Annotated in this window: 14 protein-coding genes; 4 read left to right on the plus strand and 10 right to left on the minus strand. The window is 34.9% G+C overall.

From position 1 onward, the window contains the following. Positions 1–21: 21 nt before the first annotated feature. The 7 genes from RLT85_RS00600 to purH form a co-directional block, all read right to left on the minus strand. Positions 22–357 (minus strand): arsenosugar biosynthesis-associated peroxidase-like protein, encoded by a 336-nt coding sequence (locus tag RLT85_RS00600; protein WP_311400103.1) that lies wholly within the window; start codon positions 355–357, stop codon positions 22–24. Positions 358–474: 117 nt separating this feature from the next. Then, positions 475–1,728 (minus strand): rod shape-determining protein RodA, encoded by a 1,254-nt coding sequence (gene rodA / locus RLT85_RS00605; RefSeq protein ID WP_311400104.1) that lies wholly within the window; start codon positions 1,726–1,728, stop codon positions 475–477. Then, positions 1,729–3,591: a penicillin-binding protein 2 gene (gene mrdA, locus RLT85_RS00610; RefSeq protein ID WP_311400105.1), complete on the minus strand. Its 1,863-nt coding sequence runs from the start codon at positions 3,589–3,591 to the stop codon at positions 1,729–1,731. Beyond that, a complete protein-coding gene (locus tag RLT85_RS00615; RefSeq protein WP_311400106.1) occupies positions 3,588–4,094 on the minus strand; it encodes a rod shape-determining protein MreD in 507 nt (168 codons plus the stop codon). Before RLT85_RS00615 ends, mrdA begins: the two co-directional genes overlap by 4 nt. Beyond that, positions 4,087–4,905, minus strand: coding sequence for a rod shape-determining protein MreC (gene mreC, locus RLT85_RS00620; protein WP_311400107.1), 819 nt, complete (start codon positions 4,903–4,905; stop codon positions 4,087–4,089). Before mreC ends, RLT85_RS00615 begins: the two co-directional genes overlap by 8 nt. Before the next feature lie 15 nt (positions 4,906–4,920). Further along, positions 4,921–5,949: a rod shape-determining protein gene (locus RLT85_RS00625; protein WP_308864807.1), complete on the minus strand. Its 1,029-nt coding sequence runs from the start codon at positions 5,947–5,949 to the stop codon at positions 4,921–4,923. Between the two features lie 47 nt (positions 5,950–5,996). Next, a complete protein-coding gene (gene purH, locus RLT85_RS00630; RefSeq protein ID WP_311400108.1) occupies positions 5,997–7,529 on the minus strand; it encodes a bifunctional phosphoribosylaminoimidazolecarboxamide formyltransferase/IMP cyclohydrolase in 1,533 nt (510 codons plus the stop codon). A gap of 149 nt (positions 7,530–7,678) precedes the next feature. Between purH and RLT85_RS00635 the strand changes: the two genes are divergently transcribed. Both RLT85_RS00635 and RLT85_RS00640 read left to right on the plus strand, forming a co-directional pair. Beyond that, positions 7,679–8,935, plus strand: a complete 1,257-nt coding sequence (locus RLT85_RS00635) for an ABC transporter permease (RefSeq protein WP_311400109.1) — start codon at positions 7,679–7,681, stop codon at positions 8,933–8,935. A gap of 12 nt (positions 8,936–8,947) precedes the next feature. After that, the gene (locus tag RLT85_RS00640; protein WP_311400110.1) at positions 8,948–10,264 is read left to right on the plus strand and encodes a serine hydrolase domain-containing protein; all 1,317 of its coding nucleotides are present in this window, start codon (positions 8,948–8,950) and stop codon (positions 10,262–10,264) included. A 266-nt stretch (positions 10,265–10,530) separates the two neighbouring features. Here the strand turns inward: RLT85_RS00640 and RLT85_RS00645 are convergent, their stop codons facing one another. Next, positions 10,531–12,576, minus strand: a complete 2,046-nt coding sequence (locus RLT85_RS00645) for a dipeptidyl-peptidase 3 family protein (protein WP_311400111.1) — start codon at positions 12,574–12,576, stop codon at positions 10,531–10,533. Between the two features lie 85 nt (positions 12,577–12,661). Here RLT85_RS00645 and RLT85_RS00650 point away from each other — a divergent pair, with 85 nt between their 5' ends. Together RLT85_RS00650 and crcB are read left to right on the plus strand one after the other, a co-directional pair. Further along, positions 12,662–13,762, plus strand: coding sequence for an SRPBCC family protein (locus RLT85_RS00650; RefSeq protein ID WP_311400112.1), 1,101 nt, complete (start codon positions 12,662–12,664; stop codon positions 13,760–13,762). A gap of 7 nt (positions 13,763–13,769) precedes the next feature. Continuing rightward, on the plus strand, positions 13,770–14,141 hold the full coding sequence (crcB, locus tag RLT85_RS00655; RefSeq protein WP_311400113.1) for a fluoride efflux transporter CrcB: 372 nt from the start codon (positions 13,770–13,772) through the stop codon (positions 14,139–14,141). Here the strand turns inward: crcB and RLT85_RS00660 are convergent. Both RLT85_RS00660 and RLT85_RS00665 read right to left on the minus strand, forming a co-directional pair. Beyond that, positions 14,134–14,745 carry a DUF1684 domain-containing protein gene (locus tag RLT85_RS00660; protein WP_311400114.1) on the minus strand — a complete coding sequence of 204 codons (612 nt, stop codon included), beginning with the start codon at positions 14,743–14,745 and terminating at the stop codon, positions 14,134–14,136. The genes crcB and RLT85_RS00660 overlap by 8 nt on opposite strands. 273 nt (positions 14,746–15,018) lie before the next feature. Beyond that, positions 15,019–18,471, minus strand: coding sequence for a methylmalonyl-CoA mutase family protein (locus tag RLT85_RS00665; RefSeq protein ID WP_311400115.1), 3,453 nt, complete (start codon positions 18,469–18,471; stop codon positions 15,019–15,021). Positions 18,472–18,561: the final 90 nt, after the last annotated feature.

Raw genomic sequence — 18,561 nt, forward strand, 5'->3', positions numbered from 1 at the left:
AGTAGTTTAGTTTAAGGAGCCTTAGTGAGAGAGTTTATCATATTTTTTCATCATTTGCACACCGTGTACCAAAGTTGCTCCACTCTCTATTGCAGCTCCGGCGTGGACTGCTTCCATCATTTCTTCTTTTGTAATTCCGCGTTTTAAGCCATCTTGGGTGTAAGCGTCTATACAGTACGGACATTTAACCACGTGAGAAACCGCTAATGCAATGAGAGATTTTTCACGAGCGGTTAGCGCTCCTTCTTCAAAAACTTTTCCGTAGTAATCAAAAAATTTATCTCCTAATTCTTCACTCCAATCGGTGATTTTTCCAAATTTTCTTAAATCTGCGGGATCATAATACGTTTTACTCATGAGAATGATTTTTACTTAGTTATATAATGTAGTATTTAAATTTACGATAAAGAGAACAAAATGGATTGCTCTATCCTAAGGTTAATCAATGTACTTTAACCTAGAGAAGTTCATCTTTTAAAACTGATAATTTTTTCTATTGCTATCTAATTTTATAAAAATAAACAATAAGATAGTAAATCCCCATAAAGCAGAACCTCCATAGCTAAAAAATGGTAAAGGAATTCCTACGGTTGGAAAAATACCTATAACCATTCCTATATTTACGAAGAAATGTATGAATAAAATACCAGCAACACTGTAGCCATATATTCTACTGAAGTGAGATTTTTGTCGCTCGGCTAAAAAGAGAATCCGTAAAAGCAGAAAAACAAATAATATCATCACGATACTACTTCCCAAAAAGCCCCACTCTTCTCCTACGGTACTAAAAATATAATCTGTGTGCTGCTCTGGCACAAAGTTTCCTTTAGTTTGGGTTCCTTGCGTCCAGCCTTTTCCTGTCCACCCTCCACTACCAATCGCAATTTCACTTTGACGCGTGTTGTAACCTATCCCACGACTATCTACTTCTTTTCCTAAAACTAGATTAAAACGATCGCGATGATGCTGTTTAAAAACATTTTCAAAAATATAGGTAACAGAAAAAGCAAAACCTATAGATAATAATGTGACTAGAATATAGCGTAGGTAATGCTTCTTTTTTTTCTTCCGATTAATAAATAACATTAATAAAGCCATTAGAATTACTCCTACGGAAACCCAAATACTTCCGAAGAGAAGGGTGAAAACAAAAAGAGTTCCAAACGAAAGAAATACTAACAAATAACCAGCGGAGATACCTTCGCGATACAGAGGAAAAAAGAAAGCGGCATAAACGATTGCACTTCCTGGGTCTGGTTGCAGCAATATTAAAATTACTGGTAGAAGAAGAATACCAAAAGCAGTTATTTGGTGTTTAAAGGTTTTGATGTTGGTTTGAATATCACTTAAGTATTTCGCTAAGGCTAAGGCGGCTGCGATTTTAGCAAATTCTGTAGGTTGAATACTAAAACTCCCAAAAGTATACCAAGATGTTGAGCCCGAGATCGTACGACCAAATACAAAAAGTCCCAGTAAAGAAAGCAAAGCAAGCAGATATATTACGCTAGAAAAGCGCTCATAAAATTTAGCTTCTACAGAAAGAATAAAAACTATGAGTATAAGACTTAACCCAATAAATAAAGCTTGTCTTCCATAGGTTTGACTCATATCTAAAAACCCTGTGGCAGCATCGTTTATCGAAGCTGAATAAATATTCATCCACCCAAACCCCACTAGAATTATAAAAAGAAATACGGTGATCCAATCTATTTCGGTAGATTTCCCCATTTATTGGTTAATTATAAAAGGTTCACCGCTGTAAGGTTTTACATATTCCTCTTCTAGAGAATGCTCCAATACCCATTTTTCTAAATCTTTTCTTGAAATATCTTCCTTTAAATACTTTTCTATCATTAAGCTAGCTATCCTTCCAGCGTAGCGAGAACCCCAATATCCATTCTCTACTACTACAGCTATAGCTATTTTAGGATCATCTTTGGGAGCAAAAGCTATAAAGATAGAATGATCTGTTAGTTGAGTTTTTTTTCCGTCAATTTTAGTAAAGTTTTCGGCAGTTCCTGTTTTTCCGCAGATTTCAACTTCTGGAATTCTTAAAAAACTTGCAGTTCCATATTCATATACGCCAAACATTCCTTCTATAATAGGCTCAAAATGTTCTTTACTAATTGTGGTTTGATTTTTTTGCGTAAATTTTTCATCTTTTATAGGCGTACCGTCAATCTCTTTTAAAATATGTGGCGTATAATACCAACCTCTATTCGCAATAGCGGCTGTATAATTAGCCAACTGAATTGGTGTTGCCAAAACTTCTCCTTGTCCAATAGCATTGGATAGTGTATAGGTAGAAGTCCACCTTCCACTAGGATACCATTTGTCATAATAATCTCCGTCAGGAATTCTTCCAGGCTGGCCTACCGGCAAATCGTTTCCTAAAAAACCTCCTAGCCCAAAGCTTTCTAAATGATTGCTCCAAGCGTCCATTCCATCACTGGCTTTCTCATATTTATCAATCACTCTTCTATAGGTTTTTGCAAAATAGGTATTACAAGATTGTGCTAATGCGGGAGTCATAGAAAGTGGACTCGAATGAGAATGACATCCCATTTTTGCAGATCTACCATATCTAAATCCCATGTTACAGCCTATGGTTTCTTTGGTGCTGATTACATTTTCTTCTAAAGCGATTAAACCCGTTAAAGCTTTAAAAGGGGAGCCCGGCGGATACATTGCTTGCAAACCTCTATTTAGAAGTGGCTTATTAATAGTGTCATACCAAAGCTTTGTAAAGTTTTTTGATCTTTTTCTTCCTACAAGTAAAGCGGGATCATAAGCAGGGGCAGTAATCAAAGAAATAATTTCGCCCGTTGCAGGTTCAATGGCTACAATACCACCATGTTTACCTTGCATTAATTGTTCGCCGTATGCTTGTAGTTTTGCATCTAAGGTGAGAGTAATATCTTTTCCTTTTACAGGAAGTGTATCATAAATCCCCTCCTTATAAGGTCCTATCTCTCTATTAAAACGGTCTTTTTGCGTGTATTTTACTCCTTTAACTCCTCTTAAAATTTCTTCATATTGTTTTTCTACTCCCGATCTTCCAATTAAATCTCCAGATTTATAATAAGGAAGATTATCTACTTCGGCATTTGTAACTTCTGAAATATAACCCAATTCACTAGCAGAATTTTCTGTTTGGTAGTCTCGTAAGGATCTCTTCTGAATATAGAAACCTTCAAATTTTCGCATTTTTTCTTGTAGGAAAGCAAATTCATCTTTCGTAAGCTGAGGCACAATAACCGAAGGCAACCTAGGCGAGTAAATTTTTGCTTTATCCAATTGTTTTTCTAAGCGTTCTATAGAAATATTAAGTAAGCCAGAAAACTCTGTAGTATCAAAAGGTTCAATATCTCTTGGTATAGCCATGACATCATAAGAAGGCTGGTTAGAGACCAAAAGCTCTCCATTTCTATCAAAAATATAACCCCTTTGCGGATAATCATAATCTACACTAATCGCATTATTTTCTGAAAGCCCTACAGACGAAGTATCTACTACTTGCATATAAAATAGCCTCCCGATAAAAATAAAACCAGTAATTAATATAATACTAACTGAAAGTAATTTTCTCATTTTTTATTTTGCTGAAATAGTCCTGTCACAATAAGAATTAATAAAATTGTAAATAGGCTAGAAAATAAGGTTTTTTTAAGTAATAAAACAATAAAATTTACATCAAATATTTCTAAAGAAAATAATACTAAATGATGAATAAAAACTAACAACGAAATGTAAGAGAATCTTTGAGCAAATGGAGTCTGATGAAATTTTACGGTTTGATGTTCGTAACTTATTCCGAAAGAAAATCTTAAAAAACTTGGTCTTAAATAAGCAATGAGAACACTTGCCGCCGCATGTATACCTCCGCTATCCTCAAAAGTATCTATAGTTAATCCTATTAGAAAACTAAAAAATATAACTTTATACTGCGACAAGTTGAGCGGTAGCAATAAAATAAAGAAAACGTATAAATAGGGATTAATATATCCCAGAAAATTTATATTACTAAGAATAAGTACTTGCAACAATACAAGAATCACAAATCGAGCAATATTAGAAATTAAAAATTTATTCATTACTATCTAAATTTTTAATTTCTTCTTGGTTGTTGTTTTTAATTAAATAGACATAGCCAATATTGGTCATATCGTTAAACAATCTCACATCTATCTCATAGTAATTTTGACTGCTTTGCAAATCAAAATTTTCTACAACTCCTACTGGAATTCCCTTTGGGAATATTAAGGATCTACCGTCTGTATGAATCGTATCTCCCTTTTTAACGGGTGCTAAACGCGGAATTTCTTCCACTTGAACTATATTAGGATCTTTTCCGTTCCAGGTAAGTGTTCCAAAATGATCTGATCTTTTGAGCTTTACATTAATGGCAGAATTAGTATTTAAAATAGATATTACCCTTGCATAATTTTTGCTAGTCTCATCGACTATACCCACAATTCCTCTACTGGTTATCACTCCATAATCTGTAGCGACACTATCCAGTTTTCCTTTATTCACCAATAAAAAATTATCTAGTTTAGAATACCTATTGGCAATAACTTTGGCAGTAATAAATTGATAAGGTTCCTCGTAAGAAATGGTATCTGTAAAAACAGAGTCTAATTCTACCTCTTTTAAGGCGGCTAAATTTTCTCTTAGCATTTTATTCTCATCTACTAATCTCTCGTTGTATTCCTTAAGGTTAAAATACATATCAAGATTATTTACCCAAGAGTAAATTCCACCGGTAAAGAAATTGGCTGAACTTATAAACTTACTTTTATGGTATGAGTGGGTTTGAATGGTAAAAAAGATAGACAACAAAAACAAAAATAAAAATAGTATGGTATTCTTATATCTGATAAGAAAATTGATAATCTGTTGCATATTCTAATCTCTTCCCTATTTTATCAAAACGCTTTTAAATTTTGCTAGATTTTTTAAAGTAATTCCTGTACCACGTACCACCGCTCTTAAAGGATCTTCTGCGATGTAAACTGGCAAGTCTGTTTTTTGAGATAAACGCTTGTCTAATCCTCTTAACATAGATCCTCCTCCTGCAAGATATACCCCAGTATTATAAATATCTGCTGCTAACTCTGGTGGAGTTTGTGATAAAGTTTCCATCACAGCATCTTCTATTCGAAGAATTGATTTGTCTAAGGCTTTCGCTATTTCCCGGTAAGAAATTTCTACCTGCTTTGGTTTTCCCGTCAATAAATCACGTCCTTGAACACTCATTTCTTCTGGTGGTACTTCTAGATCTTCTGTAGCTGCACCAATCTGAATTTTAATTTTTTCTGCAGTGCGCTCTCCAACATATAGATTATGCTGCGTTCGCATATAATATACAATATCATTGGTAAAAACGTCTCCTGCTACTTTTACAGATTTATCGCAAACAATTCCGCCAAGGGCAATCACCGCAATCTCTGTGGTTCCTCCTCCTATGTCTACAATCATATTCCCTTTTGGCTGCATAATATCTACTCCAATCCCAATGGCTGCGGCCATGGGTTCATGAATTAAATAAACTTCTTTACCATTTACGCGCTCTGCACTTTCTTTTACCGCTCTCATTTCTACCTCTGTAATTCCAGAAGGAATGCAAATGACCATACGCAAAGCCGGAGTAAAAATCTTCTTTTTTAAAGCGGGTATTTCTTTGATGAACATAGTAAGCATTTGCTCACTTGCATCAAAATCTGCAATTACCCCATCTTTTAAAGGTCGTATGGTTTTAATATTTTCGTGCGTTTTTCCTTGCATCATGGCAGCTTCTTTTCCTGCTGCAATAATTTTTCCGGTTACGCGGTTTCTAGCAACAATAGATGGACTATCTACCACTACTTTGTCATTGTGAATAACAAGTGTATTGGCCGTACCAAGATCTATTGCTATATCTTCTGTAAGAAAATCAAAAAATCCCATAGAATTTTAAAAGGTATTGAATTAGGGTAATTTATAAAGGTATAAAGTTAGTGTTTAAAATGACGTGTACCTGTCATAACCATTGAAATATCATTTTTATTGCAATAGTCTATACTTAATTGATCTTTTATGGATCCTCCAGGTTGAATAACCGACTTGATTCCTGCTTTATCTGCTATTTCTACACAATCTGGAAATGGAAAAAAAGCATCACTCGCCATTACGGCTCCGTTTAAATCAAATTTAAAAGCTTGTGCTTTTTCTATACTTTGTCTTAAGGCATCTACACGAGAAGTTTGCCCCGTTCCGCTGGCACAAAGTTGTTTTCCTTTTACCAAAACGATGGTGTTGGATTTGGTGTGCTTACAAATTTTTGAAGCAAACAATAAATCTTCTATTTGCTGTGCGCTCGGTTTGGCATCTGTAACTTCTTTTAGCACCTCTTTCGTATCGGTTTTTAAGTCTTTATCCTGAACCAAAACTCCGTTTAAGCAAGTTCTCACCGTAGTTGCTGGTTGTTCTACTTCTTTTTGAGTAAGAATAATACGGTTTTTCTTTCCTTTTAAAATTTCTAAAGCTTCCTCTTCGTAGCTTGGTGCAATTACAACTTCACAAAACAATTGATGAATTTCTTCCGCAGTAGCCACATCAATAGTGGTATTAGCGATTAAAACACCTCCAAAAGCAGAAACAGGATCTCCTGCCAACGCATCTTTATAAGCTTCTAAAATAGAATCTCTTTGCGCTAATCCGCAGGCATTGTTGTGTTTTAAGATGGCAAAAGTGGGTGCATCATTTTTAAATTCTCCCATTAAATTTACCGCTGCATCTACATCTAGTAAATTATTATAAGACAATTCTTTACCATGTAATTTATCAAAAAGCGCATCAAAATCTCCAAAGAAATAGCCTTTTTGGTGTGGATTTTCTCCATACCTCAATTGCTTTCCTTGAGTGATGCTCTGCTTATAAACTAGCTCGACTTCATTTTGATTAAAGTAATTAAAAATTGCTGTATCGTAATGCGAAGATTCTTGGAAGGCTTTTCCTGCAAAACGTTTTCTATCTTCTAAAGAGATGGCGCCATTATTAGCAGAAATAAGTTCTAGAAACTCTTCATAATCGTTCATAGAAGAAACACAAAGCACATCTTTAAAGTTTTTTGCAGCAGCTCTAATGAGAGAAATTCCTCCAATATCTATTTTTTCTATAATATCTTGTTCTGAAGCTCCAGAAGCCACCGTTTTTTCAAAAGGATATAAATCTACAATAACAATATCCAATTGCGGAATCTCGTACTGCTCCATCTCTTTCACATCTCCCTCATGATCTTGTCTATTTAAAATACCACCAAATACTTTTGGGTGTAATGTTTTTACTCTTCCGCCAAGAATAGACGGATAAGAGGTTACATCTTCTACAGGAACTACGTCTATTCCTAAGTTTTTAATGAAAGTTTCTGTTCCTCCAGTAGAATAGATCGTTACTCCTTGCTCGTTAAGTTTTTTAACGATTGGCGCTAATCCATCTTTATGAAATACAGAAATTAAGGCTGATTTTGCAATTTTTGAATGACTCATGTCGTGTTGTTGTTTCGTGTTGCGAAAGTAATATTTTAAGCTCAAAAGCTAAACACGAATAGGATTTTATTCTTATAAATTTGTAACAAAAAAATAAGCAAAACGTCCTATCTTTAAAGCTACCTAATAAATTTTAGCCATAAGGCCTTATGCTCATCTATTTACGCATCATCAAAGAGAGTTTTAATTTTGCTATTAATGCGCTCAAAAACAATAAATTAAGAACTTTTTTATCCCTTTTGGGGGTAACAATTGGTATTTTCTCCATTATTGCGGTTTTGGCTGCCGTAGATTCTTTAGAGAAAGAGGTGAAAGGCAGTTTAAGTTCTCTAGATAGCAGCACGATTATCATTATGCGTTTTTCTTTTGGCCCTACAGATATTCCGCAATGGAAAAGAGAACAATTTCCTGATGTGAGTTATACCGAATACCAACATCTTAAGAAAAATATGGCACAAACAGAAGCGGTTACATACTCGCTTAATGTTAAACGAGAAAATATCACTTTTGGTGGTAAACAAGTAGAAGGTGTTCAAATTGAAGCCACGGGGAGTGAATACTATAATATTGAATCTTTACAATTATTAGACGGCAGATTTTACAATGAAGCTGAAGCTAATAGTGGCTCGCCAGTTATAGTCTTAGGCAATGAAATTGCCGAAAATCTTTTCGGACAAGCCATCGCTGCTACAGGAAATAAAGTAAGACTTTACGGAAGAAAATTTACCGTGATTGGCGTTTTAGAAAAAGAAGGTACTAGTATCTTTGGCCCATCTAAAGATGGAGTTGTCTACGTACCAGTAAATGTGGCTAGAAGAATTTATGGAGACAATAACAAAAGTGTTTTTCCACAAATTGTGATTAAGCCTGAGAAAGGTATTGATAATGACGAATATATTGCTAATCTAGAACAAAGTTTACGAATTTTTAGAGGTCTTAAGCCTACAGATGTCAATAATTTTTTCGTGAATCAATTAAAAGGATTAACCGATTTTATAGACAATATTACGGGACAACTCAACTTTATGGGCTTAATCATTAGTGGTTTTTCTCTACTTGTAGGTGGTTTTGGTATTGCCAACATTATGTTTGTATCTGTAAAAGAGCGAACCAATCTTATTGGCATTCAAAAATCTTTGGGGGCTAAAAACAAGTTTATTTTACTTCAATTTCTATTTGAAGCTGTTGTATTGGCAATTATTGGCGGTTTGGTAGGCTTGTTTTTAGTCTGGATCATTTCACTAATTGCTTCTGGTCTTACAGAAGATTTTGATTTTGTTTTATCAACCTTTAATATCATTTTGGGGATGTCTGTTTCTGCACTTATCGGTTTAATTTCGGGTATTATTCCTGCTATTTCTGCCTCTAGATTAGATCCTGTAGAAGCTATTCGTACTGGAATGTAAAACCTTTATCTTATGAAAAATTACATCACCTTATTAGGCATCTTTTTAATTTTCGCTACCACGGAAGCGCAAGATCTAAATACTCAAAAATTAGACAGCTTATTTGATTTGGTAGACCAACATCACAAAATGATGGGAAGTGTTGCGCTTATTAAAAATGGAGAAGAGATTTACACTAGAAGTATAGGATTTGCTGATCTGGAAAAAGAAAAGAAAGCAAATAAAAACACCAAATATAGAATAGGCTCGATCACCAAGAGCTTTACCGCCACAGTAATTTTGCAACTTATAGATGAAGGCAAATTAACGCTAAACACAAACTTGGCAGAATTTTATCCCGATATTGTAAACGCTTCAGAAATCACGATTCAGCAATTATTAAATCACCACAGCGGATTGTTTAATTTTACTAGTGCAGAAGACTATTTGAGTATGAATACTCAAGCCATTTCAAAACAAGAACTTTTGGCTATTATTAAGAAAAATGGAAAAGTTTTTGAACCCGGAGAAAAAGGTGAATACTCTAATACCAATTATTTGCTTCTTACTTTTATAGCAGAAGATCTTGAAAAAGATAGTTTTTCTAATATTTTGGAAGAAAGAATTTTTAAACCGCTAAAATTAAAAAACACAGAGGTAGGTAAGAAAATTAATCCTAATAAAAATGAGGCTTTTTCTTATTCTCGCAAAATGGGCACTTGGAAAAAAGAAGCAGAAACTCATATGAGTGTTCCATTGGGCGCTGGAAATATTATTTCTACACCCATAGATATTGCAAAGTTTTACTCCGCTGTATTAGAAGGGAAGCTACTTTCTGCAGGAAGTTTGCTCAATATGAAAATTTTTGAAGAGCGCTTTGGATTAGGACTTTTTCAATTGCCATATAATGAACATAGAGCTTATGGACACACAGGAGGGATTGATGGTTTTTCTTCTATGGCGGGATATTTTCCCAATGAAAAAATGGCTTTTGTATTAACTGCCAATGCCAACTCTATAAACCTCAACGATATTGCCTTAAGCATATTGGCAGATTACTTTGAGGGTAATTTTGAAATGCCTCAATATTCTAAAGAAATAATTCTTTCTATGGAAACTTTAACTTCTTACGAGGGAGTTTATGGGAGTGAGAGTTTTCCTTTAGACATTAGTATCACTAACGATGAAGGCAATTTAATAGCGCAAGCTACAGGACAATCTTCCTTTAAATTAACTCCTACTTCCAAAAATACTTTTGTCTTTACACCAGCAGGAATTAAAATTACATTTAAAAATAACCAACTTAGTATTGAACAAGGGGGCGGAGTTCACGAGCTTAATAAAAAATAGATTCTTTCTTTTTCTAAGACGAAAAAAGGCTGTCTAAAAACTTAGTTTTTTTCAACCTGAACCTGCCAGAATTGAATTCACTCAGGCGGGCTTGGTTCAGGTTCTCATATTAATCTATTTATCAATATGATGAGATTCTGAAATAAATCCGCCTGAATGGTACGGGCAGTTTCAGAATAACAGTTTTCAAAACTTTTTAAACAGCCTCATTGTTTAAAATTACCAAAAGCTCTTAAAAGAACTTTGAACTCTATTCTCAATGAGAATTAATTCATTGCTGGCAAGAATCCGAATTCTTTTGAATACCTCATCATTTGCTCTTCAAAACTTTCTGGATAGGTTATTTTTATCGTTGTAATTTCTCCAGCGTCGTCCATTTCGGGAACCAGTATAGGATTTACAAAGCCGCTGTAAGGCGCTGCTTTAAACTCTGAGCTTCTTTTTAAAACCTCTTTATGAACGTCTTGATCTACTTTTACACCATAATTTTCCACTAGATTTTTAGCAGCTTCATAATCTCCCTCAGACTTGATGCGTTGAGTTTCTTTTAGCAATTCCCCAAATAACTCTCTAAGCTTTTCGTAATCGTTTATTTTAAAATAAGTTTTTCCATCTTTCTTCACCTTTTCGATCACATTGGCGTTTTTTCCTTTTTCAAAAGCCCAAGCACTCACCCATTGGCGGTTTCTCATATGAGACTCTTCAATATCATCTCCTATGTTAAGGCGCGTAAGCTGAGTCATTAATCCGTTACGGATGTAATCATTATACGCTGCTTTTCCTAATTTATCAATATCATCAGTAAGACCAAGTTCTTCAATTTTGGGATCCATAAGGTAATAAAGACCCACTAAATCTGCTCTACCTTCTTCCATGGTTGAAGCATAACTTTTCAAAGTTTGTTTAGTTTCACCAACGCCAGAGTTAATTTTTCCAGAAGCGTGACCAACTACTTCGTGCAATGCCGTATGCAATTTATCGGCTGTATCTCCGTATTCTTTAGATAGCTCTTTTTCTTCTTCCGTTAAGGCAAATTCATCTAATTTTTCAGACCCACCAGCGTGACTATAAGCATTAATGATATTTCCTAAAGAAACAGATTTACTTCCGTGGGTGGTTCTAATCCAATTAGAGTTTGGTAAATTTACTCCAATTGGTGTACTTGGAGAAGCATCTCCTGCCTCACCTGCTACGATTACCGTTTTGTAAGTTACGCCAACAACAGACTCTTTTTTATGCTCTTTAATAATAGGAGAATTATCTTCAAACCATTGTACGTTGTCTTCTAAAACTTTCATTTTTTTAGACATATCAAAATCTTTAATCTGTACAATAGACTCGTAAGAGCCACGGTATCCTTTTGGGTCGTTATACACTTCAATAAAGCTATTGATGTAGTCTATATTTCCTTTAGTAGCTTCTACCCAGGCTACATTATAATCATCCCAAGTTTGTAAATCTCCTGTTTTATAATACTTAATTAATAAAGCTAGAGCATCTGCTTGCGCTTTATTTTCGGCAACGCCTTCTGCTTTTTCTAGCCAATAGGTAATCTTATCTATGGCCTCACCATACATCCCACCACTTTTCCATACTTTTTCTACTAGTTTTCCATCTTCTTTCACCAATTTAGAATTAAGTCCGTAAGAAAGTGGCTTATCTGGATTGGGAGATTTCTTTTTTGCATAAAAAGCATCCACTTCTGCCGCGGTTACATTGGGTCCATAAAAATTGGTTGCAGAGCCTTTTAATAAGCCTTTCTCTTCCTTAAGATTCACTTTTTTAGCATCTTTATCATTAAAAATGACCTCTAAAGCTTCAGAAGCTAGTTCTGTTTGAGTTTCTTTCATTAATGTTTCTAAGTAAGCTTTATCGAATTCTGGCTTCATTTTATCCATAGAATAATGATGGTGAATCCCTCCAGAGAACCATACTCGTTTTAAATAGGTTTCAAAAGCAATCCAATCTTCTGTATTTTTATCTCCAGAATAGTTTTGATAGATATTTTCTAAAGCTTTTCTTATACTTAAGTTATAGCGATAGTTTTGATCCCAAATAATATCTCTACCCGAAAGTCCGGCTTGCGTTAGATAATAAACTAATTTTTGCTCTTTTAAAGAAAGTTCCTCCCAACCTGGAATTTGATATTTTAATATCTTAATATCTGCAAATTCACCAACAGTATAATCAAAGCTTGTCTCTGCAGTAACCTTCTCTTCCTGAACAGGTTCTTCTTTTACCTTCTTGTTATCCTCGCAAGAGACAAAGCTAAAAGTGACTGCCAAAGCAATAGGAATAATTTTAAATTTCATGCGTTTAATTTTAAATTTTTATTTATGTTAATCCTAACAATTTGTAAATTAACTATATTAGCTAAATATAACCAACAAACCCTCTATGAAAATCTTTAAATATATTTTTTTACTGCTTCTTATCGTCATCATTGGAGGTGCAGTTTATATTGCTACGCTAGACGGAGATTATCAAATGGAAGAAACCAAAACCTTTGATGCCCCGGCTTCTCTATTATTTAATGAAGTAAATAATTATAAAAATTGGGAAACTTGGGGCACTTGGAAAAAAGAAGATCCTAATATGGTGATTACCTACGATGAAAAGACGAGCGGTGAAGGCGCTGGGTATTCTTGGCAAGGTGATACTACCTCTGATGGGGAAATTACAACTACGGAAGTGATTCCCAATAAAAGAATTCACCAAGAAATAATCGTTAAGAATCCTATTGGAGAATCTAAAAGTGACGCTTATTGGATTTTTGAACCTTTAGACAAGGGTAAAACTAAAGTGACTTGGGGCGTAAAAGGAGATAAATCCTTTTGGGAAAAAGCTTACGGACTAACACAAAGTGAAAGCATTACAGAATCTTGGAAGCCTTTTCTTAAAGAAGGTTTGACAGATATTAATCAAATTGTTACCAAGAAAATGGAAGCTTACGACATCCACGTGGATGGCATAACGCAATATAGTGGAGGTTTTTATATGTATAGAACTACAGCGACAAAGAATAACGGTAAAGCACTTTCTAAAAGAAGAGATGAAATATTGCCTTCTGTTACCAATTTTATGAGTGCCAATAATATAAATATTAGTGGCGCTCCTTTAATGATTTACAAAGAGGTAGATGAGCAAAACAATACCGCTATTATTTCATCGGGAGTTCCTACGAACAGCAGAGTGATTACTCCTTTAGATAGCGATATTTTATGTGGATATATGGAATCTCAAATGGTTTTAAAAACTACTCTAAATGGAAATCACACTAATTTAATAGAAGCCTGGGCCGCCGCAGATGAATATATTAGATCGCATAATGTAGAAAAAACGGAAGGTGGAGAGCCGTTTGAAATATATATCACACAGCCCCAAGAGTATCCCAATCCTGCCGATTGGGTTACCGAAGTTTATATTCCCGTTCAGCAAAAAAGTGATGAGGTAGATCCTGAAAGAATTATAAAAGATGAGAACGAGATAAAAATTTAAATCTCTTATGAAGCAACTTCTTATTGTTTTTTTAGGAGGAGGAGCGGGTAGTGTTGCTCGTTTCTTACTTTCTAAATGGTTTAACAATCCTAGTTCTGGCTTGCCTTACGGCACATTTTTGGCTAATGTGTTGGGTAGTTTTCTTATCGGAATTATTTTAGGTTACTTTTATAAAACGAACACAATTTCACAAAACACCATGCTCTTAGTAGCTACAGGATTTTGTGGTGGTTTTACTACCTTTTCTACTTTTGCGTATGAAAGTCATATCTTTTTAAAGAATAATGATTTTTTAAGTTTTGGAATTTATGTCTTAGCCAGTATTATTTTAGGATTTGCAGCTGTATTCTTAGGAATGTGGCTTGTAAAGACTATTTAGAGTTTTTACGAAAACTTTTTACGCCTGCTTCCATTTCTAATTCTATAAAGTTTTGCTCTGGCGGAATAGGACAAGAGTATGTTTCATTGTATGCACAATAAGGATTATAAGCCTGATTAAAATCGAGCATCATTCTATTTCCTTTAGGTATTTTTAAATCTAAATATCTTCCTCCCCCATAGGTTGAAACTCCATTGGTAAGGTCGTTAAAAGGAATAAAAAGATAATCTTCATACTTCTTTTGAGTTTTTAAACGCTGATTTTGATACACCTCTAACACAATTTTCTTCCCTTCTAATGTAAAACTTACTTCACCATACTTTACATACATACTTTTTCTTTCTGTAGTAGTTGGCATAAAGAATGGCTTCTCGTAGGGAGTGCGTTTAAATGCTGCTGAAATAATATAATTGCTATCTACTTCAAAAACTGCTAATTGCTTAAAATTTTTACGGTCTTTTTCCTTTAAAGGAGAAGTTTCTCTATCCTTAAATTCTTTATTTAATTTCTCATGAAAAGCTTTAGCCTCTTGAACAGACTGACTAAAAACCGACTGGAAACTAACTATTAAAAAGAAACTGATAATAAATAAGGGATAGCGCATATTGTGTTTTTTATAAAATTAATGCTTTAAAGAGAGTCTGCTCTTAAAATAGCTTAATTTTTAAGTTTTAAACCTATTTAAGAATGAAATATTAATCTCTTACACACCCCTGCCGCTCTTTTTAGAGGAGAAAAACATATTGAGATTTTAATCTGTAATTTCGTATTTGTTAATATTACCGTATTTAAAAACTTTTAAGCGGGCTGCTTCTATAAAACAAAAAAGCCCCGTGTACACAGGGCTTTTTAAAAATAATTCTATAAATGAAAAGGCTTACATATTTCTTCTATACTGTCCACCGACTTCAAAAAGTGATTCGGTGATTTGTCCTAAAGAACACACTTTTGTCGCTTCCATCAATTCTTCAAATATATTTTTGTTATGAATAGCGGCTTGTTGCACTTTTTCTAATGCTTCATCTGCACTGTCTTCATAGGTTTTATGCAATTTCTTTAACGTATTGATCTGGAATTGCTTTTCTTCTTCGGTAGCTCTAATTACTTCTCCAGGTGTAACGGTTGGAGAGCCTTTACTGCTTAAGAAGGTATTTACTCCAATAATTGGAAAATCTCCATTATGCTTCAAGGTCTCGTAGTACAAACTTTCTTCTTGTATTTTAGAACGTTGGTACATGGTTTCCATCGCACCAAGAACTCCGCCTCTCTCCGTAATTCTATCAAACTCCATTAAAACAGCTTCTTCTACCAATTCTGTTAATTCTTCAATGATAAATGAACCTTGAATTGGGTTTTCATTTTTGGTTAATCCCAATTCTTTATTAATGATTAACTGAATTGCCATCGCTCGTCTTACAGAATCTTCTGTTGGCGTGGTAATCGCCTCATCATACGCATTGGTATGTAGAGAATTACAGTTATCATAAATCGCATAAAGCGCTTGAAGCGTTGTACGAATATCGTTAAAATCAATTTCTTGAGCGTGCAGTGAACGTCCTGAAGTTTGTATGTGATATTTCAACATTTGCGCACGAGAATTGGCTCCGTATTTTTGCTTTAAAGCTTTAGACCAAATTCTTCTCGCCACACGACCAATTACCGCATACTCGGGATCAATTCCGTTAGAGAAGAAAAACGAAAGATTAGGACCAAATTTATTGATGTCCATTCCTCTACTTAAATAGTATTCCACGTAAGTGAAACCATTCGCTAAGGTTAGTGCCAGTTGCGTTACCGGATTTGCTCCTGCTTCGGCAATATGATATCCAGAAATAGAAACCGAATAGAAATTACGTACCTTATTCTCTATAAAATATTCTTGTACATCTCCCATTAATCGCAATGCAAATTCTGTAGAGAAAATACAAGTGTTTTGTGCCTGGTCTTCCTTTAAAATATCTGCCTGCACTGTACCTCTTACCACGGCAATGGTCTCATATTTAATTTTTTCGTAAACATCTTTTGGTAATACACGGTCTCCCGTTACGCCCAATAGCATTAAACCTAAACCGTTATTTCCTTCGGGAAGCTCTCCTCTATATTGTGGTCTTTCCAAACCACTTTCTTTATAAATAGCTTTAATCTTTTCTTCTACTTCCTCTTCTAAGCCATTTTCTTTGATGTATTGCTCACATTTTTGATCTATAGCGGCATTCATAAAGAAACCTAATAACATAGGTGCGGGACCATTAATGGTCATACTTACGGATGTTAAGTGGTGTGCCAAATCAAAACCAGAATATAATTTTTTAGCATCATCTAGGCAGCAAATAGAAACTCCGGCATTTCCAATTTTTCCGTAGATATCTGGACGAGGATCTGGATCATTTCCGTAAAGGGTAACCGAATCAAATGCGGTAGATAAACGCTTTGCTGGCAATCCTAAACTCACATAATGAAAGCGTCTATTGGTACGTTCTGGTCCGCCTTCTCCTGCAAACATACGCGTTGGGTCTTCTCCTTGGCGCTTAAACGGATATAACCCTGCGGTATAAGGAAATTCTCCAGGGACATTTTCTTGCAAAATCCATTGCAATAAATCTCCCCAAGCTTTATACTTTGGCAATGCTACCTTCGGAATTTGTAAATGCGAAAGAGACTCGGAATGCGTTTCAATTTTTAATTCTTTATCCCGAACTTTAAACGTATAAATAGGATCCTGATATTTTTTTACCGTTTGATTCCATTTTAAGATTTCTTCCCAGTTATAAGGATCAAAATCCATTTTAGTTTTATTGAATTGCGCAATTAGCAATTCTACAAATTGTTGATCGTTGTCATCCTGAACTTGTTTCAAGATCTCATCCTCGTCAAGTCCAGTTTTAAGAAGCAAAGACTCCTCGACTCCACTCGGAGTGACATCAGTTACAGAAAGTATGGTTTTATAAATTCCGTAAAGCTTTTGAGCTACTTCTACTTGTGTTGCAACTTTATCATCATAACCACGATTATTTTCGGCTATTTCTGACAGATAACGCACTCGTGCTGGAGGAATTACAAAGATTTTTTCTGACATTTCATCAGAAATATGGTAATCACTTTTCAACGGAGTTTCCGTTTTTTCAGCAAGCGTATCCATTATTTTCTTATACAAGGTATTCATCCCAGGATCGTTAAACTGAGAGGCGATTGTTCCATAAACCGGAAGGGTTTTAGGATCCTCATGCCACAAACCATGGTTGCGCTGGTATTGTTTCTTTACATCACGCAAAGCATCTAAAGCGCCGCGTTTATCAAATTTATTAATCGATACAATATCAGCAAAATCTAGCATGTCAATTTTCTCCAACTGGGTAGCAGCACCAAACTCTGGCGTCATCACGTAGAGAGAAACATCTGAATGGTCTAAAATTTCGGTATCACTTTGTCCAATACCAGAAGTTTCTAAAATAATTAAGTCATATTCCGCAGCTTTTAATACTTCAATCGCTTCTTGTACATATTTAGAAAGTGCCAAGTTAGATTGACGCGTAGCCAAAGAACGCATATAAACTCTAGGAGAATTAATGGCATTCATACGAATACGATCTCCCAATAAAGCACCCCCTGTTTTCTTTTTAGAAGGATCTACAGAAATAATCCCAATGGTTTTATCTTCAAAATCTACCAAGAAACGACGAACCAATTCATCTACCAAAGAAGACTTTCCCGATCCCCCTGTTCCTGTAATTCCTAAAACAGGAGTTTTTACTCCTTTGTTTTTCTGATGAATTTGTTCTAAAGCAGATTTAGCAATTTCTGGAAAATTTTCTGCGGAAGAAATCACTCTAGCGATAGATCTATCGTTTTTTGAAGCTAAATCATCTGCTTCTCCATCTAATTGATCGCCAATCGCATAATCTGACTGTTCTACCAAATCATTAATCATTCCTTGTAAGCCAAGTTCTCTTCCATCATCTGGAGCGTAGATTCGAGTAATCCCGTACGCTTCCAGTTCTTTAATCTCTTCAGGAAGAATCACTCCGCCTCCACCACCAAATATTTTGATGTGCTCTGCGCCTTTTTCCTTCAGCAAATCATACATATATTTAAAATACTCTGTATGACCTCCTTGATATGAAGTCATGGCAATGGCATTTGCATCTTCTTGAATGGCAGTGTTCACCACCTCTTCTACACTTCTATCATGACCTAGGTGAATTACCTCAACCCCGGTAGATTGAATAATACGACGCATAATATTTATGGCGGCATCGTGCCCATCAAATAAAGAAGCTGCGGTTACAATTCTAACTTTATGTTTTGGCTTATAGGGTGCTTGTTCTTGCATAGATTTATTCTGAATTTTTGAAGCGTAAATTTACTAAAAAACGATGACTTTTAGAAAACTATTCCCTGATATTACCTTAACAAGCCATTT

Source organism: Mesonia ostreae (assembly GCF_031845265.1).
Lineage (GTDB): Bacteria > Bacteroidota > Bacteroidia > Flavobacteriales > Flavobacteriaceae > Mesonia > Mesonia ostreae.